The 23113-nt window shown below is 62.8% G+C and carries 21 protein-coding genes; 4 read left to right on the forward strand and 17 right to left on the reverse strand.

Features of this window, described 5'->3' with window-relative positions; all coding sequences use genetic code 11:
- Positions 1–85: 85 nt before the first annotated feature.
- The 3 genes from GPA27_RS05835 to GPA27_RS05845 all read right to left on the reverse strand — a co-directional run bounded on the left by GPA27_RS05835 (position 86) and on the right by GPA27_RS05845 (position 3334).
- Positions 86–922, reverse strand: coding sequence for an ABC transporter permease (locus tag GPA27_RS05835; protein WP_169138501.1), 837 nt, complete (start codon positions 920–922; stop codon positions 86–88).
- On the reverse strand, positions 915–2123 hold the full coding sequence (proV, locus tag GPA27_RS05840) for a glycine betaine/L-proline ABC transporter ATP-binding protein ProV (protein WP_169138503.1): 1209 nt from the start codon (positions 2121–2123) through the stop codon (positions 915–917). The genes GPA27_RS05835 and proV (GPA27_RS05840) overlap by 8 nt, the downstream gene beginning before the upstream one ends.
- 326 nt (positions 2124–2449) lie before the next feature.
- Complete coding sequence (locus GPA27_RS05845; RefSeq protein ID WP_169138505.1) at positions 2450–3334, reverse strand: TorF family putative porin; 885 nt, start codon at positions 3332–3334, stop codon at positions 2450–2452.
- Positions 3335–3756: 422 nt separating this feature from the next.
- Between GPA27_RS05845 and GPA27_RS05850 the strand changes: the two genes are divergently transcribed.
- The 3 genes from GPA27_RS05850 to GPA27_RS05860 all read left to right on the forward strand — a co-directional run bounded on the left by GPA27_RS05850 (position 3757) and on the right by GPA27_RS05860 (position 6520).
- Positions 3757–4707 carry a choline ABC transporter substrate-binding protein gene (locus GPA27_RS05850; protein WP_169138507.1) on the forward strand — a complete coding sequence of 317 codons (951 nt, stop codon included), beginning with the start codon at positions 3757–3759 and terminating at the stop codon, positions 4705–4707.
- A 115-nt stretch (positions 4708–4822) separates the two neighbouring features.
- Complete coding sequence (locus GPA27_RS05855) at positions 4823–5152, forward strand: DMT family transporter (protein ID WP_169138509.1); 330 nt, start codon at positions 4823–4825, stop codon at positions 5150–5152.
- A gap of 318 nt (positions 5153–5470) precedes the next feature.
- On the forward strand, positions 5471–6520 hold the full coding sequence (locus tag GPA27_RS05860) for a GlxA family transcriptional regulator (RefSeq protein WP_169138511.1): 1050 nt from the start codon (positions 5471–5473) through the stop codon (positions 6518–6520).
- Positions 6521–6546: 26 nt separating this feature from the next.
- Here GPA27_RS05860 and GPA27_RS05865 read toward each other — a convergent pair whose 3' ends face one another.
- From GPA27_RS05865 to GPA27_RS05900, 8 genes are all read right to left on the reverse strand, one after another.
- A complete protein-coding gene (locus GPA27_RS05865) occupies positions 6547–6828 on the reverse strand; it encodes a CBU_0592 family membrane protein (RefSeq protein WP_169138513.1) in 282 nt (93 codons plus the stop codon).
- A 42-nt stretch (positions 6829–6870) separates the two neighbouring features.
- Positions 6871–7155, reverse strand: a complete 285-nt coding sequence (locus GPA27_RS05870; protein ID WP_169138515.1) for a CBU_0592 family membrane protein — start codon at positions 7153–7155, stop codon at positions 6871–6873.
- A 148-nt stretch (positions 7156–7303) separates the two neighbouring features.
- Positions 7304–8413: a glycine betaine monooxygenase reductase subunit gene (gene gbcB / locus GPA27_RS05875; protein ID WP_169138517.1), complete on the reverse strand. Its 1110-nt coding sequence runs from the start codon at positions 8411–8413 to the stop codon at positions 7304–7306.
- Between the two features lie 234 nt (positions 8414–8647).
- Positions 8648–10153: an aldehyde dehydrogenase gene (locus tag GPA27_RS05880; RefSeq protein WP_169138519.1), complete on the reverse strand. Its 1506-nt coding sequence runs from the start codon at positions 10151–10153 to the stop codon at positions 8648–8650.
- A gap of 25 nt (positions 10154–10178) precedes the next feature.
- Positions 10179–11507 carry an NAD(P)/FAD-dependent oxidoreductase gene (locus tag GPA27_RS05885; RefSeq protein ID WP_169138521.1) on the reverse strand — a complete coding sequence of 443 codons (1329 nt, stop codon included), beginning with the start codon at positions 11505–11507 and terminating at the stop codon, positions 10179–10181.
- Between the two features lie 25 nt (positions 11508–11532).
- Complete coding sequence (dapA, locus tag GPA27_RS05890; RefSeq protein WP_169138523.1) at positions 11533–12423, reverse strand: 4-hydroxy-tetrahydrodipicolinate synthase; 891 nt, start codon at positions 12421–12423, stop codon at positions 11533–11535.
- A gap of 523 nt (positions 12424–12946) precedes the next feature.
- Positions 12947–13705: an SDR family NAD(P)-dependent oxidoreductase gene (locus GPA27_RS05895; protein WP_169138525.1), complete on the reverse strand. Its 759-nt coding sequence runs from the start codon at positions 13703–13705 to the stop codon at positions 12947–12949.
- 10 nt (positions 13706–13715) lie between these two features.
- On the reverse strand, positions 13716–14483 hold the full coding sequence (locus GPA27_RS05900; RefSeq protein WP_169138527.1) for an SDR family NAD(P)-dependent oxidoreductase: 768 nt from the start codon (positions 14481–14483) through the stop codon (positions 13716–13718).
- A gap of 181 nt (positions 14484–14664) precedes the next feature.
- Between GPA27_RS05900 and GPA27_RS05905 the strand changes: the two genes are divergently transcribed.
- Complete coding sequence (locus GPA27_RS05905; protein WP_169138529.1) at positions 14665–15660, forward strand: LysR substrate-binding domain-containing protein; 996 nt, start codon at positions 14665–14667, stop codon at positions 15658–15660.
- A 22-nt stretch (positions 15661–15682) separates the two neighbouring features.
- Here the strand turns inward: GPA27_RS05905 and GPA27_RS05910 are convergent, their stop codons facing one another.
- From GPA27_RS05910 to GPA27_RS05935, 6 genes are all read right to left on the reverse strand, one after another.
- The gene (locus GPA27_RS05910; RefSeq protein WP_211164856.1) at positions 15683–16744 is read right to left on the reverse strand and encodes a GlxA family transcriptional regulator; all 1062 of its coding nucleotides are present in this window, start codon (positions 16742–16744) and stop codon (positions 15683–15685) included.
- A 130-nt stretch (positions 16745–16874) separates the two neighbouring features.
- Positions 16875–18269: an MmgE/PrpD family protein gene (locus GPA27_RS05915; protein ID WP_169138531.1), complete on the reverse strand. Its 1395-nt coding sequence runs from the start codon at positions 18267–18269 to the stop codon at positions 16875–16877.
- A 109-nt stretch (positions 18270–18378) separates the two neighbouring features.
- Positions 18379–19404 carry a glycine betaine/L-proline ABC transporter substrate-binding protein ProX gene (gene proX / locus GPA27_RS05920; RefSeq protein WP_246260960.1) on the reverse strand — a complete coding sequence of 342 codons (1026 nt, stop codon included), beginning with the start codon at positions 19402–19404 and terminating at the stop codon, positions 18379–18381.
- A 39-nt stretch (positions 19405–19443) separates the two neighbouring features.
- Positions 19444–20406 carry a glycine betaine/L-proline ABC transporter permease ProW gene (gene proW, locus GPA27_RS05925; RefSeq protein ID WP_169138533.1) on the reverse strand — a complete coding sequence of 321 codons (963 nt, stop codon included), beginning with the start codon at positions 20404–20406 and terminating at the stop codon, positions 19444–19446.
- Positions 20407–20443: 37 nt separating this feature from the next.
- Positions 20444–21604, reverse strand: coding sequence for a glycine betaine/L-proline ABC transporter ATP-binding protein ProV (gene proV / locus GPA27_RS05930; RefSeq protein ID WP_169138535.1), 1161 nt, complete (start codon positions 21602–21604; stop codon positions 20444–20446).
- A gap of 284 nt (positions 21605–21888) precedes the next feature.
- Entirely contained in the window at positions 21889–23100 is a 1212-nt protein-coding gene (locus GPA27_RS05935; protein ID WP_169138537.1) for an aromatic ring-hydroxylating oxygenase subunit alpha, read from the reverse strand.
- Between the last annotated feature and the right edge of the window lie 13 nt (positions 23101–23113).

The raw sequence follows: 23113 nt of genomic DNA on the forward strand, positions 1-23113 counted from the left end.
AAGCACAGCCCAGCCCGAAAACGGGCATGGGCTGTACGACAGGAGCGCGGGTGCCCGCGCGGGGCGAGGCTTCCGACGCGGGACGTCAGGCGTTCCTGGCGTGCCCCACACCAAAGCTTTCGGTGATCCGATCGAGAATGATCGCCAACAGCACGACCGCGAGGCCCGACTCGAAGCCGAGCCCGATGTCGAGCCGTGCGATGCTCGTCAGAACGTCATTGCCCAGACCGCCCGCGCCCACCATCGAAGCGATGATGACCATCGACAGCGCCATCATGATGGTCTGGTTGATCCCGGCCATGATGGAAGGCAGGGCGCCGGGAATCTGCACCTTGAACAGCAGCTGCCACGGCGTGCAGCCGAAGGTGATGCCCGCCTCGACCTGCTCGGCGTTGACCTGACGGATGCCGAGACTCGTCAGCCGCACCACCGGCGGCATCGCGAAGATCACCGTCGCCAGCACGCCGGGCACCTTGCCCAGACCGAACAGCATCGCCGCCGGAATCAGGTACACGAAGGCCGGCATCGTCTGCATGAAGTCGAGGCTCGGGCGCACGAAGGACGCCGCAAGCTTGCTCTTCGCCGTCCAGATCCCGAGCGGCACGCCCACCAACAAGCTGATCAACGTCGCCGAGATCACCAGCGCCAGGGTGGCCATCGTCGCGGTCCAGAAGCCGGTGCCGACGATCACCCCCGATGCCGCGACGCAGAACAGTCCGAAGCGCCAACCCACGCGCCAGAACGCCAGCGCGGTCAGCGCCACCACCAGCACCCAGCTCGGGATCAGCAGAAGCCCGTTCTCGACAAGCTCGGTCAGGCTGCCGACGAACGAGCCGATCGCAGCGAAGGTGCCGCTGTCGTTTTCCAACAGGAAATTGACCACTTGGTCGGCCCACTCGCCGATCGGTAGAAAGTCAGACATTGGCCGTCTCCTGTGCCATGTTCCGCAGCAGGATCGTCTGGGTCACGGCGCCGAGGTAGCGCCGCTCGCAGTCGATGATCGGCAGCGGATAAGGGTTCCTGACGATGTTGGAGATGAGCTCGCTCACGCGGGTGTCGCCGGGGACGGGCTGGATGTCGTCGAGCAGCGCCTGCTCGAGCGTGCTACGGCCCTCCGCCAGGCAACGCAGCATCGAATCGATCGACACCGTACCGAGCACGCGCTGCTCCTTGTCCACGACGAAGCCGTAGTTGCGCCGCATCTGCCGTAAACGGTCGATTGCCGAGTGGAAGCCGGCGTTGACGTCGGCGGGCGCCTCCATGACCAGGACCTCGTCCGGGCGGGCCACGTCCCTGGCGGTGAGGTAACGCCTCACGTCCACACCCTTGAAGAAGGCGCGCACGTAGTCGTCGGCCGGATTGCGCAGGATCTCGTCGGGCGAGCCGATCTGCACGATGCGCCCGCCTTCCATGATGGCGATGCGGTTGCCGATGCGGAACGCTTCGTCGAGGTCGTGCGAGACAAAGATGATGGTGCGCTTGTGCTCTTTCTGCAGCGTTAGCAGAAGTTCCTGCATTTCCGTGCGCTTCAGGGGATCGAGCGCCGAGAAGGCCTCATCCATCAGCATCAGCGAGGGATCCACCACCAACGCGCGCGCGAGACCGACGCGCTGCTGCATGCCGCCGGAGAGCTCGGCCGGGCGCTTGCCGGCAAAGGCCTTGAGGCCGACCTCGTCGAGCACCTCGAGCGCGCGCCGCTCGCGCTCCTTGCGCCCCACACCGGCGACTTCGAGCCCGAAAGCGGCATTGTCGAGCACGGTCAGATGCGGCAACAACGCGAAGGACTGGAACACCATCGCCATGTCGCGCCGGCGCAATGCGACCAGTTGCGCCTTGCTCATGGTCGCCACGTCCACGCCGTCGACGAGGATCTGCCCGACGGTCGGCTCGATGAGGCGATTCAACAGCCGGATCAGCGTCGACTTCCCGGAGCCCGACAGGCCCATGATGACGAAGATCTCGCCTTCATTGACCGCGAAGTTCGCGTCCTGCACGCCCACGACCGTGCCGGTCTGCTGGAAGATTTCATCCTTGCTCAGCCCCTTGCGGAGCATCTCCAGCGCAGCCTCGGGGCTGCGGCCGAAGATCTTGTGGAGGCCCTTGGCGACAATTTTCTGTTTCATCTGCCTGCCCTCCCCCCTCTTCGACGACTGGCGCGACGCGCCCGCCGATCCCTATCAACCGCATGTGTATTCATTGATCGTGTCTCCTGTCATGAGTATTCATCCACCGTCTACGCGGCTTCACCCTGCGTGCTTTGTTTCCTGATTGCCGGGCGTGCGGACAGGAAAAAGTTTAGGCGGGGTGGGAATCGGCAAGGCCCGGATTGCGACCGAGAAAATCGGGAATGCGCCAAGAAGGCACGGAATCGTTCGGGTACATGAACTTACTGTCGGGATGGCGGGCACTCGGCCCGCCGTGAACAGTTCTTCTCCGGCGGCCGGGGTCCTCAGAAGGTCCTCGTGACCGAGACGAAGACGGTGTTCTTCAGCGGGTTGGAGGTGTCCATGTGGCCCGACGAGTCGACTGCGCCCGTGGTGAAGCGCTCGAAAAGGTCGTCCTTGTCCCAGGCCTTGGTGAAGGCGAGCGAAGCCGACCAGCCACCGTCGAAACTCTTGCTTACCGCGATCTTGGCGTCGCGCCAGTTGGCGAAGCTGAAGCCGCGCACGCTCTGCTGGCCGTAGTGCAGCAGCAGGCCGTAGCCGGAACCGAGGTCGAAGTTGGCGTTGACGTCTAGGTAGCCCGAGCCGCGGCTGTGGCGATCGCCGGTGCGCGCCGTGGTGCCAAGGGTCTCGTCATTGAAGCCGAAATAGTCCCGCGTGTAGGTGAGCCAGTACTTCACCGTGAGAAACTTGTAGCTGATACTGGGAACGATCTCGCCATAGTCGTAGCGCACGTCGGCAAACGCCATCTTCGCTCCGGGATAGAGGTAATAGTAGGCGGTGACGCCGTATCCCACGTCGCCCACCGTCTGGCTGTAGCCGGCGTACAGGTCCCACTCGACGGTGCCGTCCTCGATGAAGCGATTGCTCACGCTCGACATCCAGGTGCCGGCGAAGAAGCCGCTCGGATGGGCGTAATCGAAACCGCCCTGCAGCGCGGGCTTGCCCCAGGTCTGCCGCCAGCCGCGTGAGACATACTGCGAGGTCAGGGTGACGTTCGCGGAAAGCGGGGAAGCGGCCGCCGGTTCGGGCGCAGTGGATACGCCGGCCTGGGGACCGGCGGCGATGTGGACGGGATCGGCGCTATCGGACTGCGCGAGGGCGGGCGAGGCAGTGCCCCACAGCGCGGTTGCACAGAGGCAGAGGGTGAAGGCGGTGGTGTGGAATGTCATTATTTTCGCTCCTGTCAGAAGACATGAAAGGACTTCCTTCGAGCCCCCCGCTCTCCATCCAGGTCGCACTACAGGCTGGGCGGGCGAGGTCATCCCCAAGGGAGGCGGGCCGATTATTCGTCGCGGCCGGGGGCCGAGCAGACGAGATTGCGACCAAGAAACCCGCGTTTGCGACAGGAACAGGGAAAGCCTCGCCGGGGGTCGGGTAGCGCCTGCTCGCCGGCGGGCGCGACGGGGCGACGGGGCGCCGTGGCGACAGATCGGGTCGCGCCGAGAGAATTCGCTCCGGCGCCCCGTGGCTATGCTCGGCAACACTGTCGGTCCGTAACCGGCAGCCAAAGCGAGTGGCACCCAGGCCGACAATGACTGCGGCCGGGCGTGCCGCCTGGACTGAATCGCCTCCGCACCGAAAAGGATCCGTCATGAAAAATATGCTCAACCTTGCTGCCGCCGCCAGCTTGGGTCTCGCTGCGTTTGCCACCAACGCGGCAGCCAGCGTCGAGCCGGCCACCTGCCGCGACGTCCGCTTCGCCGACGTGGGCTGGACCGACATCACCGCGACGACGGCGCTGGCCTCCACCCTGCTCGAAGGCCTCGGCTACCGGCCGAAGACCACGATCGCATCGGTGCCCATCACCTTTGCCGGAATCAAGAAGAAGCAGATCGACGTCTTTCTCGGCTACTGGTCGCCGTCGATGACGCCGATGATCGAACCCTTCGTGAAAACGGGCGACGTGAAGGTCATCGAGACGCCCAATCTCACCGGGGCCAAGTACACGCTGGCGGTGCCGAAGTACGCCTTCGACGCGGGGCTCAGGAGCTTCGCCGACATCGCCCGCTTCGCCGACAAGCTCGAGCGCAAGATCTACGGCATCGAATCCGGCAACGACGGCAACGCGCTGATCGAAAAGATGCTCAAGGAGAACACCTTCGGCCTGAAGGGCTTCGAGATGGTCGAGTCGAGCGAGGCCGGAATGCTGCTCTCGGTGGACCGCGCGATCCGGCAGAAGAAGTGGATCGTCTTCCTCGGCTGGGAACCTCATCCGATGAACGTCAAGTTCGACGTCAGCTACCTGGAGGGCGGCGACGAGGTCTTCGGGCCGAACTTCGGTGAAGCCAAGGTCTACACTGTCGTGCCACCCGACTACCTCAACCGCTGCCCCAACGTCGGCCGTCTGGTGACCAACCTCACCTTCAATACGGAACTCGAAAACCGGCTGATGATGCCGGTCATGGAGAAGAAGAATCCGGCCACGGTAATCAAGGCCTGGCTCAAGGAAAATCCGGCGCAACTCGACCACTGGCTGGCCGGCGTCAAGACCGCCGACGGCGGCGACGGGCTGGCCGCGGTCAAGGCCTACCTGCAGCGCTGAGAACGGCCGAGGTGTGATCCACCTCCGCCCCGACCTCTCCCCCGCATCCTCCTTCGGCGCGCGCCGCTGACCGGCGCGTGCCGCCTTTTTCCTTGCGAACCTGACGGAGCACCGCATGGAGTGGCTTTACCTGTCGATCTCGATCCTCGCCGAGGTCAGCGCCACCACCGCCCTCAAGGCCTCCAACAGCTTCACGCGCCCGCTGCCTTCGCTCGTCGTGGTGACCGGGTACGGCATTTCCTTCTATTTCCTGTCGCTCGCCATGCACCGCATCCCGCTCGGCGTGGCCTATGCGATCTGGTCGGCGGTGGGCGTCGTCCTGATTTCCGTTGCCGGCGCCCTGCTCTTCGGTCAGCGACTCAGTAGCCCCGCGGTCGCAGGCATGACACTCATCGTCGCCGGCGTGATTGTCATCAACGTGTTTTCGCCCGCCCCGGTCCACTGACCGGACGCAAGCGCATCGCGCTCATCCGCGCCGACAGCCGCGGCGCGAATCCGCACGTCGTGCGGCTAACTCCTCGTCTCGTGCCCCGCCAGCGATGCTGACGACGCTTCAGCACCGCTCCACGACTGGCTGTCCCGCGGTCACGACAGCGGCCTCCAGAACACTCACCGTTTTTTTGATTGCACGTTCAATTAAAAACAAGGAAGATGTGTTCGAACCGTTGTCGCACCTCCGGCAAGGCGACAAACGGATCTCAGGCAAAGGAGCCGGACACAAGCATTCTGGCCAATGAAAAGAGCACTGGAAGGAGACGACCCGATGTCAGGAGCAACGGCAGCACCCACTTATCGCTTCGCATTCATCACGCTCGACAAGTATTCGATGATCGCGCTCTCCAGCGCGATGGAACCGCTGCGCATGGCGAACCACCTGAGCCGACGCGAGGTGTACCAGTGGTCGATCGTTACGCTCGACGGTCAACCAGCCATCGCCAGCAATGGCGCGTACATGCTGCCGACGGTGGCGCTCGACGACATGGGGGCGGTCGACATCGTCTTCGTGTGCGGGGGCATCAAGGTCAAGGAAGCGGTCACTCCGCCGTTGCTGGCTGCCCTGCGCCGTCTGGCGCAGCGCCACGTGCCGATCGGAGCGCTGTGCACCGGGAGTTACGCACTCGCCAAGGCCGGAGTGCTCGAAAAACACCACGTCGCCATCCATTGGGAAAACATGGCGGGCCTCATCGAAGAGTTTCCCGGCATCCACCTCACCGAGAAGCTCTTCTCGATCGATCAGGACCGCTATACCTGCTCCGGCGGGATCGCGCCTTTGGACCTGATGCTTCACCTCATCAAGAACCACCTCGGGAACGACATCGCGTTGGCGATCTCGGACCAGTTCATCGTCGAGCGCGTTCGCGACGACAACGACCGTCAGCGAGTCCCGTTGCAGAACCAGGTCGGCATCTGCCAGGAGAACCTGCTGAAGGTTGCCGCGCTGATGGAGGCAAACATCGAGGAGCCGTTGTCGCTCGACGACCTGTCCGACGAGATCGGCGTCTCGCGGAGGCAAATCGAACGCCTTTTCAAACGCTACCTCAATTGCGTACCGACGAAGTATTACCTCGACCTGCGGTTGCACCGCGCTCGCGCGCTACTGTTGCAAACCTCGCTGTCGATCCTCGAAATCGCCATCGCCTGCGGCTTCCGCACGCCTCCGCATTTCGCAAAGTGCTATCGCGATCTCTTTGGTTACCCACCGAGCGGCGAGCGCGGACAGAAATGCAAGAAGCCATTTGCGTCCGTTCCGCTCATGGCTGCGCCGCAGCTGCGATCCGTCGCCCCCAACGTGGAATATTGCGGCAATGCGTGAGCGGCATGGGCGCGGGACGTTCAGCGCTAATTTCTCATGCACTTCTCGGCCGTCCGGGGCATCTGCCTGCTCCTCGGGCGGAGCGCCTTCATCAAGCTGATCGCGGTCATCAAGATCCACAGCACCTGCGCAATGACCGACGCCAGATTGAAATCGAAGACCAGCGAGAACAGGATGCAGCCGGGGCCGAGGATGTTGAGGCCGATGTAGCGAAGATCGTCACGTCGAACGCGGCCGAGTTGCAGTCCTGCGTACGCAATCTGCACGCAGATCACGCCGAAGATTCCGATCATGTCGGGAATGCTCATGAGTGCTCCATTGCCGGTTGATCGAGCTCCACGCCGCGCGCGCTACTCATTGTTCATGCAGCGCTGATCGAAGCGAGGTATCCGTCGTCGTCGCGCACGCATAGTCTGCACCAGACCGAGCACCGTGATTCCGAGCCACAGCACCTGCGTGATGAGGGCTGCGAGATTGAAATCGAAGACCAGCGAGTAAAGCAGGCAGGCAGGGCCCAGGAGGTTGAGGCCGATGTAGCGCAGGTCGTCCTGTTGAAAGCGACCGAGTTGCAGGCCTGCGTAGGCGATCTGATAACAGATCACTCCGGTGATTCCGACGACGTCTGGAATGTTCATGAATATCCTGTGTTGGGCAAGCCCGTGAGTGAACGACCCGAACCCGCGCGCGGAGTCGGGGTCGAGCCACGGCGCCGATCACGGGTCGGTCTGAATGTCCTGGATCACTGGCGGCTTGCCGGTTCGGATTACCGTGCCGGCGGGGCCTCTAGTATTCGATGCTCACGTCGGACACGGCCTTGGTGCAGCAGCTCAGCACATAGCCCTCGGCGATCTCTTCCTCGGTAATGCCACCGTTGTGACTCATCACGGTGTCGCCCTCGAGGACGCGCACCCTGCACGTACCGCAGATGCCCATGCCGCAGGCTTTGGGGATGGTGATCCCGGCACTGGCCGCCGCCGCATGCAGCGTGGTGTCGGTTGCGGCCTGCACCGACTTGCCGGATTCCTTGAAGCTGACCCGATAGGTATCCTGCGCCGCTTCCTCGCGTTCGTGTGCCTCCGCCGCATGCTCTTCGGCCACCGCGATGTCCGCTTCGGGCGTCGCGCCGAAGGACTCCTCGTGATAGCGGGAGAAATCGTAGCCCGCTTCCTGCAGCAACTGACGTATGGCGCGCATGTAGGGGGTCGGGCCGCAGCAGAAGACTTCGCGCTCCATGAAGTCGGGGGCAATCAGTTGCAGCATCGCCGGCGTCAGGTAACCGCGATATCCGCTCCAGATCTGGCCGGTCTCGGTCCGCTCACTGATGAGGTGCAACTTGAAGTTCTCGATCCGGGTGGACATGTAGTCCAGCTCGGTCCGGTAAATGATGTCCCTCGGCGTTCGGGCACTGTGGGCGAACACCATGTCCACTTCGGAGTTGGTGTCGAAGAACCACCGCGCCATGGACATGACCGGCGTGATGCCGACGCCGCCGGAGAGAAACAGCACCTTCTTCGACGGGTGATCGATGCAATTGAATTGACCAACCGGGCCGTGCACGGCGATCGCGTCGCCCTCCCGGAGGTTGTCGTGCAGCCAGTTCGACACTTGGCCGCCGGGTACACGCTTGACCGTGATCGAGAAGCTGTAGGGAATCGACGGTGCGCTGGAGATCGTGTACGAACGCATGACCTGCTTGCCGTCGATCTCCAGTTCCAGGGTCACGAACTGCCCGGGCTTGAAGAAGAACAGCACCGGCTCCTGCATGCTGAAGCAGTAGGTACGGACGTCGTGCGTCTCCTGAATGAGCTTGCGACAGCGCACCACGTGCCGCCCATTGGTCCAGTTCTGCGTGTTGACGGGGTTGAGGAATTCGGAGCTGGTCAGGCTGAGCATGGGGAATGTTCCTATATGCCGCGCACGGTTCATGAGGCTAGCTGATCCTGTCGGGGCGGCCAAACCACCTCTCCCTCCCCTTCAAGGGGAGGGCCGGGGTGGGGATGGGTTTCAAAGGGCTGGCATGGCGCTCGAACCCATCCCCCTCCTGACCTCCCCCTTGAAGGGGGAGGAACCTGCTAAGGCGGCCCGGCCTGCCGGGGATGCTGAGCTATTTCCGACTGTAGTACTAGCTCAAGCCAGCTTGATCCACGTTGTCTTGAGCTCGGTGTAGTGCTCATGGGCATACACGGACTTGTCCCGCCCGCCGAAGCCGGACTGCTTGTAGCCGCCGAATGGGGTCGTGATGTCCCCTTCCGAGAAGCAGTTCACCGAGACCGTGCCGGCACGGATGGCTTTGGACATGCGATGCACGGTGCTGATATCGTCGCTCCACAGCGAGGCAGCCAGCCCGTAGCAGGTGTCGTTGGCGATGGCGATGGCCTCTTCCTCGGTGTCGAACGGGATCACCGCCAGCACCGGGCCGAAGATCTCCTCCCGCGCAATTTCGGCATCCCTGGGCACCTCGTCGAAGATCGTCGGCGCAACGAAATAGCCGCCGGTTTCTTCGAGGATGCGCTCCCCACCGGTCAGCAGGGTCAGGCCGGCAGCCTTCGCCCGATCGATGAACCCCAGCACCTTGTCCATGTGGTCCTTCTGAATCAGCGCGCCGAGCCGCAGCTCCGGATCCAGCGGGTCGCCGGTCTTCCAGTCGGCCTCGAGCTGGACCAGCATCTCGTCGAGCAGGGCGTCCTTGATGGAACGGTGCACAACCAGACGGGAGCCCGCCGAGCAGTTTTCGCCCATGTTCCAGAAGGCGGAGGCGAGGACGTTGCTCGCAACGGTCTTCAGGTCGCTCACGTCGGGCATGACCACCTGCGGATTCTTGCCGCCCAGTTCCAACGCCACACGCTTGAGGTTGGTCGCGGCCGAGTATTCGAGGAAGCGCCGGCCGACCGCGGTGGAACCGGTAAAGGCGATCAGGTCGACGTCCGGATGCATGCCGATCGCCTGACCCGCGGTGCTGCCGAGGCCGGGCACCACGTTTAGCACCCCGGCCGGGATGCCGGCCTTATGGCCGAGCTCGGCGATGCGGAGGGTGCTGAGCGAAGTGAGCTGGGCGGGCTTGACCACCACGCAGTTGCCCGTCACCAGCGCTGGTCCCAGCTTCCAGCCCACCATCATCGCGGGGAAGTTCCACGGCAGCACCGCGCCGACGACACCGAGCGGCTCACGGCGGACCGTCGCCACCACGTCCGGCGCGGTCGGGGCGACGGCATCGTAAAGCTTGTCCGCGGTCTCCGCATTCCAGCGAATGGTGTTGGCGGTGTCGGGAATGTCGACGTTGAAGCATTCGCCGATCGGCTTGCCCGCCTCCAGGGATTCGAGGATCGCGAGCTCCAGGCGATGCTCGTCGATCAGATCGGCGAAGCGCTTCATGATGGCCTTGCGCTCAGCCGGTGCGAGCCCCGACCAGACGCCGGCATTGAAGGCGCGCCGGGCGGCCTGGACGGCGAGGTCGACGTCCTCGGACCCGCAGGCGGCGACCTCGGTCAATACTTCCCCGGTGGCCGGGTTCAGGGTCGGGAAGGTCTTGCCCGAACGGGCGGGGACGAACTGGCCATCGATGAAGGCCAGGTTGCGATACTCGAGACGCTTGATCTTTTGCGCGATGGCGTCGCGGGTAAGGGTGTCGGTCATTATGGTTCTCCTCCGTTGGAATGATTTAAAGTTCGATGCCGGCCTGCCACTCTTTCCACATGAGGGTCGAGCGGACCCCGATGCCGAGCAGCGGCTCGGGTGGGTTGGCAACCGGCTTCGGCTGGCGCAGAAGGATCTGAAGCAGCTCGCTGTCGATGCCTGACGCATATTCGGCAATCAGCATGCCGCCCATCGTGCCGCGGGTGAGGCCCAGGCCGTTGCAACCGACTGCGCTGTACACTGCGGGGGCGATCTCGCCGAAAGGCGCGCCGCCGTTGCGGGACAGGCACAACGCGCCGCCCCAGGTGTATTCGAACTCGACCCCGGGCAACATCGGGAAACGACGTTCGTATGAACGCCTGTGCGACGCATGCACGCGTTCCAGAGTGCTCGCGCTCGCGTTCACGTCCGGGTTGTAAGTGAAGGAATTGCGAATACAGATGCGTCCGCTCGCCAGACGCCGCACGGTCGTTCCCATCGGGTCGGCCGGAATCAGTCCCCAGCTCTCGTCGCCGCCGAGTGTGGCAAGCTCGGTGGGGCTCAGCTGACGGGTGAGGCTGCCGTAGGTATAGATCGGCAACATCAGCCCCTTCAGGCCAAGCTGACCGAACTGGGCCGCATAGGCGTTGTTGGCGAGGATGAGGCGCGGAGTCTTGATCTGGCCCCGGTCGGTGGTCAGGGTATGCGGCTGGCCAACCACGATCTCGCGGACCACCGTGTCCTCGTACAGCCGCACGTTCTCAGGCAGGGTAGCGCCGAGGCCACGGACCAGGGCTGCCGGCTGAACCAGCACGCAGCCGGGCGCGTGTACGCCCGACCGATAGAAATCGGTGCCCGTGGTCGCCTTCATCTTCCGGGCGTCGAGGACGGTGTAAGGTTCGCCCAAGGCAGACAAGCCCTTGGCGAAGTTCTCCAAGGCTTGCTCCCCACGCGGCTCAACCGCGCCATGCAGCTTGCCCTGCTCGCGCCAATCGCAGTCGATTCCGTGGGCCTTGACGATCTTGCGCACGTAATCGATCGCCGCGCGATTGAGGCGGATCTGCATCAGGTCGGCGCTGCGGTCTCCGGTGTAGTCGTGCTTCGTCAGATCATGCGGCAGGTCGACCATGAAGCCGGAGTTGCGGCCGGAAGCACCGAAGCCCACTCGACGGGCATCGACTAGGGCGATGGAAGCATTGGGGTGGAGTTCGGCCAGGCGGCGGGCCGCCGCAAGTCCGGACAGCCCCGCACCCAGCACCACCCAATCGGCCTTCACGTCGCCCTTGAGCGGAGTCGAAGGCGGCGGCGGAGGCAGCGTCTCGTACCAGCCGCAATGACCGTCGTCCTGGGGCAGAAATTTGAATTTGAGCTGCATAGGGAGTGCCTTCGGTGCTACGGGTTCAAGCGCGGTGGGCGACGAGCGCGTCATAGACACGCTTGAATTCCACCTTTTCCGCGTCGTCGAGCGCGAGCAGCGGCCGACGCGCCGGGCCGACAGGCAGGCCCGCAAGTTCGCAGCCGTATTTGACGCATTGGCAGAACTTGCCGCCATTTTCCAGCATGTTCAGCATCGGCATCAGGCGGGCCGCGAGCTCACGCCCCTTGACGAAGTCGCGCTCGACGACGCAGGCCTGATACAGCGCGACGTGCTCGGGCGCCAGGAAGTTGGACGCGCCGCAGACCCAGCTGCGCGCACCCCAGACGAAGAATTCCAGGATCTGATCGTCCATGCCGCAGCTGAGCTGCAGCTGGTCGGCGTGCTCGTTCGCGAGCGTGTGCATGCGCTGGATCGAACCGGTGCTTTCCTTGATCGCCTGGACGTTCGGCCGATCACGCAGGGCGTTGATGAACTCGAAGCTCATCGGGGTGCCGGTACGATCGGGGAAGTTGTAAAGCATGATCGGCAGGCCCAGCGCGTCGTCGACGCACTGCACATGCGCCAGCAATTCGTCCTGCGTGGGCTGGCAGTAATACGGCGCCGCAACCAGGATGGCACCGAAGCCGGCCGCCTTTGCATGCTGCCCCAGTTCCAGACTCTCGTCGGTCGTGGTCGCGTTGATTCCCGCCATCAACGGCACACGGCCCTTGACGTGATCGGCCACGTAATCGAACAGGCGCTTACGCTCGTCCTTGCTCAGTGCGTAGTATTCGCCGGTCGTACCCCCGACGATCAGTCCGTGAACGCCCTGATCGATCAGCTTGTCGATCGTCCGTCCGACGGTGTCGAAATGGATGGAACCGTCCTTTGAGAAAGGCGTTACCAGCGGGGTCCAGATGCCATCGAAATTCATGCAATCACCTTGTTAATCGTGTGGATGGGGTTGGGCGTTTATGGGTGTGTCGGCCAAAAAATGGTAAGTTCGCGACCTCGCCGCCACAATCAACATTTCGTCCCGGCAATTCATGCATGGACGTTATGAATCGAACGCCACTTGCACGATGGGATGGCCGTCTTATTTCAGCCGAAGCGCGCGAACCACGTCGCCCTCAGGTAAGCGCAGCGAATTGGCCACTCCAGCGGGAGGGTATTCGGAGGAGATGTCCGACCTTCAGGGCGCCGTGAAAACGGGGCGATTTGGACCGGATATTCGGGATAACGGCGGGACGTGGCACGCGACCGAAAATGGCCCGGATACTCGCCGGGACGCTTGACCGAGAACGCTGTCATCATGCTCGACGCAGTGACAGCGGCGGATGCCTTGGGGTTGACCGATTACTCTTGGGCGAAGGGCGAATACTTTAGGGGCCGTATACGGAAAAGACGCAGCTCCCTTTTGCGAGGGAGCTGCATTAATACAAAAGGCAGTCAGCCGGTCAGAAGGGAAGCGGCAGCTTGGCCGTGCGCCCGCCATCCACGACGATAACCTGACCCGTGATGAAGGCCGCGTCATCGCTCGCCAGGAAAACCACGGTGGCGCCGACATCGCTGGGTTCGCCGGTGCGGCCGACGGGGTGCATTTTCAGGAGCGCCGCCCGCGCCTGGGCCACATTGGGTTGGGCTTCGATATAGTCGTTGCTCAGGTCCGAATTGATCCAGCCGGGAGCAATTGCATTGCAGCGAATCCCGTCACGCCCCAGGTCCACCGCGAGCGCACGCGTAAAGCCGTGGACTCCGGCCTTCGAGCCGCAATAGGCTGCGTGCCATGGATTGGCGCCGATACCTTCGATCGAGCCGATGTTGATGATGCTGCCGCCGCCCCGCTGACGCATCCGGGGAAGCAGCGCCTTGGCGAGGAAAACCGGGGCACGCATGTTGACGACCATCATCCGGTCCCAGTCCGCTTCGGCCATCTCGTCGAGCGAGAGCTCGAACATGAATCCGGCGTTGTTCACGAGGATGTCGGCGCCCCCGAACTTCTCCTCCACGGCGCGAGCGATCGCGTAAGGCGCTTCACGCTCCGCAAGGTCGGCATTGACCCAGACGACATTGGCGTTGCGACCGAGAGATTCGTCCAGTGGCTGGCGCTGGGCGATCAGCACCCGTGCGCCGGCCGCGAGCAGTTTTTCCGTGATACCGCGGCCAATCCCGCGTCCGCCGCCGGTTACAACGGCCACTTTACCTTGAAGTTGCATGAGTCTCTCCTCAGCCCGAGACCGGTTTCGCACCGGTCACCTCGACGCACGCGCCAGCCATGTAGCGGGCCTGGTCCGAGGCCAGGAAGGCGATGACGTCGGCGATATCCTCGGGTTCGGCGATGCGTCCCAGTGGCACCGTCTTGTTCAGTTCCGCGACTGCCTTATCCGGATCGATGCCGCGTCGTTCGAAGCCCGTGCGGATCATCGGGGTGTTGATTTCGTGGGGGCACACCGCGTTGACACGTATGCCCAATGGCGCGCAATCGCGGCCGAGGTTGCCGGTCAGCGCAGCGACGGCGCCCTTGCTGGTGCAGTAGGCGACGTGGCCGGGGCCCGGGTAGGTTCCCCAGACCGAGGAGGTATTCACGATGGCGCCACCGCCACGAACCTTCATGTGCGGAATGGCAGCACGACAAAGGAAGAAGACGGCGTTGAGGTTCACGTCCATGGCAGTGAACCACATGTCGTCGCTCGTCTCCTCGATGGTTCCGCGCGGGATGATGCCGGCGTTGTTCAGCAGGATATCGACGCCGCCAAAATGCTCGACGGTGCGGGCGATCACGGCTTCGCAATACTCCTTCTCGCGCAGATTGCCCGCCAGATACTCGGCCTCGGCACCAAGGCTGCGGGCCTCCTCCACCATCGCCTGGCACCCCTCGGCATTGATGTCCGAGATCATGAGACGGGCACCTTCAGCGGCGAACAGCCTGACCAGCGCCTGACCAACTCCGCCGGCGCCGCCGGTAATGACAACGACCTTGTTCTTGAATCTCATTGCTTCATCCCCTCTGGTGGTTAAGTGAGGTCAATAATCGACGAGGGGAAAAGTGCTGACAAACGAGTTTTTCGTGATCTTCACTTAAGTTATAGTTAAGCGACCAGAGGGAGTTCGAAATCAGAATCCAGCTTTCGCTTGCGCTATGGTCAACTACATAATCCGCCAGCAGGGCAGGACCATGAGCAGATCCAGGCTTTCACTTCCACCGCTGAACGCATTGCGAACCTTCGAAGCAGCCGCCCGCCACGGCAGTTTCAAGATGGCCGCAGAGGAACTCTGCGTGACGCAGGCGGCCGTCAGCCGACAGATTCAGGCGCTGGAGGAGTTCTACCGGCTGAGCCTGTTTGCGCGCAGCAACCGCAAGGTCGAACTGACCGAGGACGGACACGCGCTATATCTGGCCACGTCGTCCGCGTTGCAGCACATCGCCACGGCTTCGCGCGATCTCCTGCGGCGCAATAGCCGGGATGATGAGCTTTACCTGATCACCACGAGCGCCTTCGCGCAGCTCTGGCTGATGCCGCGACTGAAGCGACTGCGAGCCCAGTACCGCGACCTCCAGTTGTTCTTGATCAGCTCCGAAGGGAACCCCGATTTTCATGCGGGATTCGATGCTGCCGTGACACTGGGGCTCGAAGAGCACCCGCAATATGTCGCCGATTATCTCTTCGCCGAGGAGATATTTCCGGTCTGCACCCCCGAGTTCTTCGAACAGCATCCGCAGATTTCAACGCTGGAGGGACTGCTGACGGTGCCGCTGCTCAACCTCAGCGCCAGTCATTGGAAAGCAAAACTGTGGACACCGATTGACTGGGCCTTCTGGCTCCAGCAATTCGGGTGCGACGCCCCCACAAGCAAGATGACGATGAATTTCAGTCATTTTCCAATGCTGCTGGATGCCGTGCAGCAGGAAGCTGGCGTTGGGCTGGCATGGCGCCACCTGGTGCAGCAGCAACTGGAGGAGGGAAAACTGGTACGACCAACTGGCGCGACATATTTTGCCGATGACCGGAAGCATTATTTCGTCTGCCGTCGCGAGCTGGTCAACTCCAAGAAGATCCAGATATTCCGCGACTGGCTGATGGCTCAAACTAGAGTGCTGCGGGAACGGAGCGATCTTCCGAATGGAGACCGATCTTCGCCCGCGACCATAGTCCCCGATCCCCGCCCTTGATGGCCAAAAAAAACGCGCTCCGTTACGACCTGGCGAGTTGTTGAAGCCTGAATTTCCCCGGGGCAACATTGAAGAACTGCCGGAAACACTGACAGAAGTGCGAGATGCTGGCAAATCCGGCGGCGACGGCAATTTCCGCAATCGGCTCGTTCGAATGCTGCAGGAGTTGTCGCGCATGGGTGACGCGCAGCTCGAGGTAATACCGCGAGGGCGAAGCACCCAGATAACGATTGAAGAGACGGTCGAGCTGCCGTCGCGACAAATCGGACAATTCCGCAATTTCTTCGATTGCAAGGGGCTCGTCGATATTGCTGTGCATCAGCTCCAAAGCCAATTTGAGGGCTTGCGGTAGAGTCGGATCGCGATCCGACGGCGCGGCCACTACCTCCTGGCTTTTGTCGCAGCTCAGTATTTCCTCGACGGAATCGACGACGGCCGGCTCGTAATCGCGCCTCAACCACGCGAGCATCATGCCGAGCGAGCTATTGGCGCCGGCACAACTCATGCGCGGCCCGTCCAGAACGTAGGAACACCTCGAAACTCTTGTCCGCGGAAATTTCTCGGACATCAGGGCCCGGGTGTCGGGGTGCACCGTGCATTCGTGATCGTCGAGCAATCCGGCGTCCGCGAGGAAGAAGGCACCATTCCACAAGGCCCCCAGCGTTGCCCCCGCGGCATGCGCCGAAAGCAGCTGGGCACGCAGCTGGGGTGGGGTCTGGAGCCGGACCCTGAGCCCGCCGCACACGATGACCAGGTCCCCGCGCCGCACCTGGAGCGCGGAGAGATCGCCGTCTACGGAAATGCCGATCCCCACATCGGTGACCGCCATCTCTCCGTCGGCACTCAACACCAGCGCCTCGAATAGCGGCTCGCGGCTGACGAGATTCGCGGTCGCCAGGGCGTCCACCGCGCCCGTGAAGGCCATCAGCGAGAAATGGTCGAGCACCACGAAGATTACGCGTCGGCAACCGCTCGACGGATTGGCCCAGGGGCGCTCGTGCACGTGCGGCCGGTTCCTGTGCTTCAAGAGGCTCTTGAACGGGACAGTCAGTTTGTCCGCCGGATGTCCGTCACCGATCTGCACTGCCCCGCACCCGGCGTGAATGCCCGGAGGAATCCCGGCGGACGTCCACGCCGGGGCGCCGGCGGTTCCTGGCGATGGCGACGTCATGAATGTTGGCATCGATGTGTGCGCCTGCTGGAGCAGAGTCTGCTCAGCTCAGGGCGGCTTCCCTTGCCGCAGCTCGATCGCCGAGACTTCCCCCCGACGTGTCATCGCCGGAGAGGATGAGCTCGAACAAGGAAGCGCAGCTCGGGCTGCCGGCAAGCTCGGCGATCTGGCGCTCGATGGCCTTGCGGTGCGCCTCCGCGAGCGTACCGCCAGCCATCCGGTGAAATTTCTCCCGCAGTTCTTCGTCCGACAAGCGGGTCGAAGGGTCGCCCTTGGCAGCCGTTGTGTCGCTGCTGAGCTCACGTCCGTCCTTGAGGCGGAGGTAAACCCGCGACAGAATCTCCTCCGGAAACCGGCTCGACAGGTCGTCCTTGTCGACGATCTCGACGCGCGCACTCAGCGCGCGGATGTCCTCCGCCTGAATGGCCGCTCCGGTCACCTCATCCGGCCCGACCCGTCCGCGGCAGATCAATGCCGCGAGAGGGAAGGCCAGCGCGTACTGGGCCTCGTCGGCGTTGGCCGGGGCATGTCCCTGAAGCCGCATCGACTCGTGGAAGGTCTCGATCCGGATGCTCTCGATGTTCTCCGCATCAATCCCGTGATTTTGCTGCATGAGCGCATCCATCGCCGTGAGGGCCGGTTGTGCCCAGCGGCATACGGGCCACGGCTTGAAATACTGCGCATCGATCTCCCAGCGCTCTCCGAGATCGTTCCAGTGCGCAGCCACCTCGCTCGACTCGATCGTCTCTGCCGGTGCGCCCGTCACGCCTGCCCGTGCGAGGAGCAGCGCGTTGATGCCGGCATACGCGCCGGCTCCATGCGCATCGCGCAGCATCGAAGGGTGATCGACGAGGCGCATCATCGGGCAGCGCGGCCCGAAGTACTCGGCAATCCCGAGCGCGTGCCGGAAGGTCTGTTCGTCCAGACCGAGGAGCCGTGCCCCACCGCACACGACGCCCACGCCGGAGAACGCGCCGGACGCGTGATATTCCGGTGCCGTTGCCATTAACGCTGCGCCTGCGCGCAGCGCCGTTTCGTACGCGATGCACAAGGCACTCAGGAACTCCTCGCCGCTGATCGCGTGCCCCTGCTCCCGGTACGCATCGGCCAGCGCCAGCAGGGCCGGCACCACCGTCGCGCCGGCATGCCCCTTGGACGTGAAGTGACCTTCGTGCGCGTCGAGGCTATCGACGCAGAAACCGCCCGCCCAGGCCGCACCCAGGGGGTGGACGCGGTGGCCGTCGAACAGGATCCGGCTGGAGATTCCGTTCGCCGGGTAATGCTCGACGGCGTATTGGCGAAGGATGCTGCTGGTCTGGTTGTCGCGCGCGCCTGCCGCCACACCGAGAATATCCAGCAGGCACGTCAGAAGGAGCCGACGCGTGCCGAGAGGAGCCTGCTCGAAATGAAAACCCTGGACGAACGAGTACAGTGACATTGGATCTCTCGAACTCGGCCTCACGGCCGGACACGGAAATTGGGCGTGCAAGGGGCCGGGGTGCCCGCTCCGCGGGCACCCGCATCACACCACCAGGGAGGGGGCTTTCTTACTTGGCGGCGCGCGCCTGGCTCAGCCAGTCATCGAATTGGCCACGATGCTGCTTCACCCAGTCGGCGGCATGGCGGCGAATGTCGTCTGCGCTCTTCTCGCCGTTCTGCATCCTGAGGTTCTGCGCGCTCTCATCGGCAGCACTGATTTGCACCCGCCCAAGGAATTCGCGAGCGGCCGGATTCTTCTTCGCGAAATCCTTGTTGATCACCGCCTTGACGGTGTCCACTGCAAAGCCGAGGTTCTTGCCATCCACCATGGTGTTGACCTTGTTGTCGCCCCCCGGCAAGTCAGTGTGCGGCACTTCCAGCCACACCACGTCCTTACCCGGGACCAGCACGCCCGAGATCCACTGCGGCGCCCACGTGAAGTAGAGGATCGGCTGACCCTGCTTGTAGCGTGTGATCGTGTCGGCCATCAGCGCGAAGTAGGAGCCGCGGTTGTGACTCACCGTGCGCTCCAACCCGTAGGCCTTCAGGTGATGATCGATCGCCAACTCGCAACCCCAGCCCGGATTGCATCCGGTCAGATCGGCCTTGCCGTCGCCGTTGAAATCGAAAATCTTGGCGATCTTCGGATCTTTCAGGTCGGTCAGGAATCTGATGCCGTGCTTGTCGGCCGTCTTCTTGTCGATGAGATAACCCTGCACGACGCCCGGGATCACGTCCCCCGTCTTCACCAGCGTGTCGTCGCCACCGACCTTCTGGTAGAACTTGTCGTGGAGCTTGTCCCACAAGTGCACCGTGAAGTCCGCGTCGCCCTGCGACAGGGCCACCATCATCGTCGGGTACTCGGTCTCCTTGGGGTCCTTCACCGTGTAGCCCAGTTCGCGCAGCCCCGCCATCGCGACTTCGCCGCGGAAACGCTCCTCCGCAATCGGCGGGAAGATCGGCGTCACGCTCTTGCCCTGTCCGGGCTTGTCGGGCGTCGCCGCCAGCGCATGGAGCGGCAGCAGGGTGACGGCAGCGACCGTCAGGGCACGTGCCACTTTCTGAATCAGGTTGCCAGCATCAAGAAACATCATCTCCTAACCTCTCTTATTAGTCGTGCTGCGGTGAGTGATTTACAGCGCGTGCCGGACGGCGCCGGGCTTGGCGTTGTTCAGATGCAAGATTCGCAGGCAGAGGCCGACGGGGCCTCGCTGATACCAGTGCCGCGTCATGTCGCTCGAGGCGCTGCGCTCGCCCATCGCCTGCGTCAGACGGTCGAGGAAGATCGCAAGCAGCACCAGTCCCATGCCACCGACGGTGGCCAGGCCCATGTCGAGGCGGCCGATGCCACGCAGCACCATCTGCCCCAGGCCGGCGACCGAGATCATCGAGGCGATCACAACCATCGACAGCGACAACATCAGTGTCTGGTTCAGGCCGGCCATCATCGTCTGCGTGGCCAGCGGCAGCTGAACCCGGGTCAGCATCTGCCACGGGGTGCAGCCGAAGGCTCTCGCTGCCTCGATCTTGTCGGCAGGCACCTGGCGGATGCCGAGGTTGGTCAAGCGTACCAGGGGCGGCAGGGCGAACACGATGGTCACGAGGACGCCCGGCACGTTGCCGATGCCGAACAGCATCACGACGGGCACCAGGTAGACAAAGGCGGGCAAGGTCTGCATCGCATCGAGGACCGGCCTGAGCGTCTTCTCCATCCGGTCATACCGTGCGCACAGGATGCCCAGGGGCACACCGAACAGTCCGCAGAAGAAGACCGAGGTGAGCACCAGCGCCAGGGTGGTCATCGACTCCGCCCAGACGCCGATCAAGCCGAGCATGAAGAGCGTGACGGCACAGAGGATGCCCATGCGCCGTCCGGCGATCTGCCAGCCCAGCAGGGAGCCCAGAGTGATGCCGATGGTGGGGGGCACCGAAAGAAGCAAGCCCTCTATGCCATTCAGCACCTGGTCGATCGGCCAGCGCACCGCGCGAAACACGCCGCGGAAATTCTGGACGACATAGTTCAGGCTCGACTCCACCCACTCGCCGAGGGGGATCTGGAGGTGCTGAAACGGATCAAGCAAATTGAAATCTGACATCTTGCCTACCTACTGTCTGTAGTGTTTTCCCGTGGGCTCAATGGCGGCTGAGCGATTTCAGCAGCGAGTCCTTGGAGATCGTCCCGTGCAGGGCCCCTTCACGCGTCACGACCGGGAGCGGATACGGCACGGCGGCCGCGAGCCCCAGGACGTCATGCAAAGGCGTGTCGAATGCGACGACGCTCAGATCCTTCGGAGCGAGCTGCCGAGGCCCCTCGCCGCGGCCGGCACAATTGTCCAGAAGGCCCAGGAAGCGCCCGTCGTTGTCGACCATGAAGGCGTAAGGAATGGCCGGGACATCGGGAGTCGCGCCGTTGGTCTGGCGGACCACGATCTCCGATTCGAAGCGCGCCACGTCGCCCGCTCGGAGAACCTTCGAAGAATCGACGTTCTTGAAGAAGGTCTCCACGTAAGCGTCAGCGGGGTTATTGAGGATCTCCTGGGGCGTGCCGACCTGGACGATTCGCCCACCCTCCATGATCGCGATCCGGTGTCCGATACGGATCGCTTCATCGAGGTCATGGGAAATGAATATGATGGTGCGCTGCTGCTCGGCCTGCAGGCGGATCAGTTCGTCTTGCATTTCGGTGCGGATCAGCGGATCCAGGGCCGAGAACGCCTCGTCCATCAGGAGTATGCTCGGGTCGTTCGCCAGCGCCCTGGCGAGTCCGACGCGCTGTTGCATGCCGCCGGAAAGCTGATGCGGATAGCTGTATTCGTGTCCTGCCAAACCTACCTGCGCGAGGGCTTCACGCGCTCGCGTGTTGCGCTCCTGCTCCGCGACGCCCGAAATCTCCAGTCCGAATGCCGCATTCTCCAGCACCGTCATGTGGGGCATCAGCGCGAAGGACTGGAACACCATGCTCATTTCCTTGCGCCTGACATCGAGCAGCTGCTTGTCGTTGAGGCCGGTGATTTCCTTGCCGTTGAGATAGATGCTTCCGGAGGTCGGCTCGATGAGGCGATTGAACAACCGGACCATCGTCGATTTCCCGGACCCCGACAGGCCCATGATGACGAAGATTTCGCCCCTCTTGACGGAGAAACTGGCATCGAAAACACCGACTACCTGCCCCGTCTTCTTGAATATCTCGTCCTTGTCAGCGCCCTTCTCGAGCATCTTCAGCGCTTCCTGCGGCCGATCGCCGAAGACCTTGAAGATGTTCTTCACCACAAGGATGTCGTCGTCCTTATTCATCTGCCACCTCGTCTCCTTTTATATTCGGAAAGATTCGCCGCAGCGTCTCCCGTTGTATGGCTATAAGTTATAACCTCGGGGAGACGGCGTCCAACGATGTATTGGGCGGGTATTCGATAACCCCCGGTAATCAATTGATCGAGCTGCCTTATGCCCCATAGCCGAGGACAGGTGCAATCGATTCGTCAGTACACGAGGATTCCTCCAATCCTCGAAGCCCAAGGCCGTTGGCGTCGTCTGGCGCCCGCCCAAAGGGCCGGCGGCACGCCGGCCCTTTGAAACGATCAGACGTTCAATTTGCGACGCATCGTGTCGCAATACCAGTCATCGAACTGGCAGGGACCGTTCTCGGCGGTGTCCGAATAGGGCCCCGGCACGTAAGCGGGGGAAGTCACCCCGCACTGGGTCCCTTCGACGAGCCTGCGGTCCTGGTCATTGGTGGCCTTCCACACCCGGGTCAGGTGATCAATGTCGTAATCGACCCCAGCCTCCGCGTCCTTGTGTACCAGCCACTTGGTCGTCAGCAGCGTCTCGCCCGGGCCCATGGGCAGGACCCGGAAACTCAGGGCGTGGTCACCCAGGAAGTGATTCCAGGTCGATGGATAGTTGAAGTACAGCAGCGCGCCGATGTTCTCGACTCCGCTCCGATCGAGGCGGCGTGACACGGCCGGCTTTCCGTCCATCGTGTAACTGGTGGCATTGGGCGCAAGCGGAATGCGGGTCAGGCGGAATTGGCCGCTCTCTGCCATTACGAGGCGACTCGGAAGGCCTGCCGCTTCACAACGATCCCAGAACGCCGCGAGCTCGGGCTCTTCTCCGCTCGCGATGCCGGCCACCGAGAGGTTCTCGACGTAGGAATTCAGCAGCTCCGGGTGCGAACCTTCGCAGTGATAGCATTCGCGGTTATTCTCGAACACCAGCTTCCAGTTGCCCTTTTCGACGATGCTCGCTTCGTAGGCCACCTTGCAATTATTGAGGCCGTGAGGGGCGATGAAGGGCGTCACGGCCTTTCGGAAAGGCTCGAAATCGGGCGCCATTTCGGCGACGCAAACGAAAATATAGCTTTCCACGACCGCGCAATGGGCGGGCTTGAGCCCGTATTGCTGTTTGTCGAAATTGCCGCCCATATTTCCGGCGAACAGCAACTTGCCATCGAGGTCGAACGTCCATTTATGGTAAGGGCACACCAGTTTGGCTGCCTTCCCGTGATCCTCGTTGCAAACCTTCGATCCACGATGGCGGCAGGCGTTGTGGAAGGCGCGGAGTTCACCATCCGTACCCCGCACTACAGCAATTGGATAATCTCCGATTTGGAGAGTGAAATATTGCCCGGGCTTTTCCAGCTCGAATGTGTGCCCGGCAAAGATCCACTCCTTGTGCCATATCTGCGCCAGGTCTTCGCGATAAACATCCGGATCGCCGTAAAGCTCACCCGGCAGTCCATGACGCGCCTCGCGCTGCTGCAGGAAACCGAGAGTTTTGTTTTGATTGCTCACTTCGAACTACTCC

Source organism: Aromatoleum toluolicum (genome assembly GCF_012911005.2).
Classification (GTDB): Bacteria; Pseudomonadota; Gammaproteobacteria; order Burkholderiales; family Rhodocyclaceae; genus Aromatoleum; species Aromatoleum toluolicum.

Excerpts from the sequence above, each read along its gene's own strand:
- gbcB (WP_169138517.1), bottom strand. The coding sequence starts at position 8,413 with ATGCTCAGCCTGACCAGCTCCGAATTCCTCAACCCCGTCAACACGCAG.
- GPA27_RS05905 (WP_169138529.1), top strand. The coding sequence starts at position 14,665 with ATGAGCAGATCCAGGCTTTCACTTCCACCGCTGAACGCATTGCGAACC.
- GPA27_RS05835 (WP_169138501.1), bottom strand. The coding sequence starts at position 922 with ATGTCTGACTTTCTACCGATCGGCGAGTGGGCCGACCAAGTGGTCAAT.
- GPA27_RS05895 (WP_169138525.1), bottom strand. The coding sequence starts at position 13,705 with ATGCAACTTCAAGGTAAAGTGGCCGTTGTAACCGGCGGCGGACGCGGG.
- GPA27_RS05915 (WP_169138531.1), bottom strand. The coding sequence starts at position 18,269 with ATGTCACTGTACTCGTTCGTCCAGGGTTTTCATTTCGAGCAGGCTCCT.
- dapA (WP_169138523.1), bottom strand. The coding sequence starts at position 12,423 with ATGAATTTCGATGGCATCTGGACCCCGCTGGTAACGCCTTTCTCAAAG.
- GPA27_RS05880 (WP_169138519.1), bottom strand. The coding sequence starts at position 10,153 with ATGACCGACACCCTTACCCGCGACGCCATCGCGCAAAAGATCAAGCGT.
- GPA27_RS05855 (WP_169138509.1), top strand. The coding sequence starts at position 4,823 with ATGGAGTGGCTTTACCTGTCGATCTCGATCCTCGCCGAGGTCAGCGCC.
- GPA27_RS05885 (WP_169138521.1), bottom strand. The coding sequence starts at position 11,507 with ATGCAGCTCAAATTCAAATTTCTGCCCCAGGACGACGGTCATTGCGGC.
- GPA27_RS05845 (WP_169138505.1), bottom strand. The coding sequence starts at position 3,334 with ATGACATTCCACACCACCGCCTTCACCCTCTGCCTCTGTGCAACCGCG.
- GPA27_RS05850 (WP_169138507.1), top strand. The coding sequence starts at position 3,757 with ATGAAAAATATGCTCAACCTTGCTGCCGCCGCCAGCTTGGGTCTCGCT.
- GPA27_RS05865 (WP_169138513.1), bottom strand. The coding sequence starts at position 6,828 with ATGAGCATTCCCGACATGATCGGAATCTTCGGCGTGATCTGCGTGCAG.
- GPA27_RS05860 (WP_169138511.1), top strand. The coding sequence starts at position 5,471 with ATGTCAGGAGCAACGGCAGCACCCACTTATCGCTTCGCATTCATCACG.
- proV (WP_169138503.1), bottom strand. The coding sequence starts at position 2,123 with ATGAAACAGAAAATTGTCGCCAAGGGCCTCCACAAGATCTTCGGCCGC.
- proX (WP_246260960.1), bottom strand. The coding sequence starts at position 19,404 with ATGATGTTTCTTGATGCTGGCAACCTGATTCAGAAAGTGGCACGTGCC.
- GPA27_RS05870 (WP_169138515.1), bottom strand. The coding sequence starts at position 7,155 with ATGAACATTCCAGACGTCGTCGGAATCACCGGAGTGATCTGTTATCAG.
- GPA27_RS05900 (WP_169138527.1), bottom strand. The coding sequence starts at position 14,483 with ATGAGATTCAAGAACAAGGTCGTTGTCATTACCGGCGGCGCCGGCGGA.
- proW (WP_169138533.1), bottom strand. The coding sequence starts at position 20,406 with ATGTCAGATTTCAATTTGCTTGATCCGTTTCAGCACCTCCAGATCCCC.
- proV (WP_169138535.1), bottom strand. The coding sequence starts at position 21,604 with ATGAATAAGGACGACGACATCCTTGTGGTGAAGAACATCTTCAAGGTC.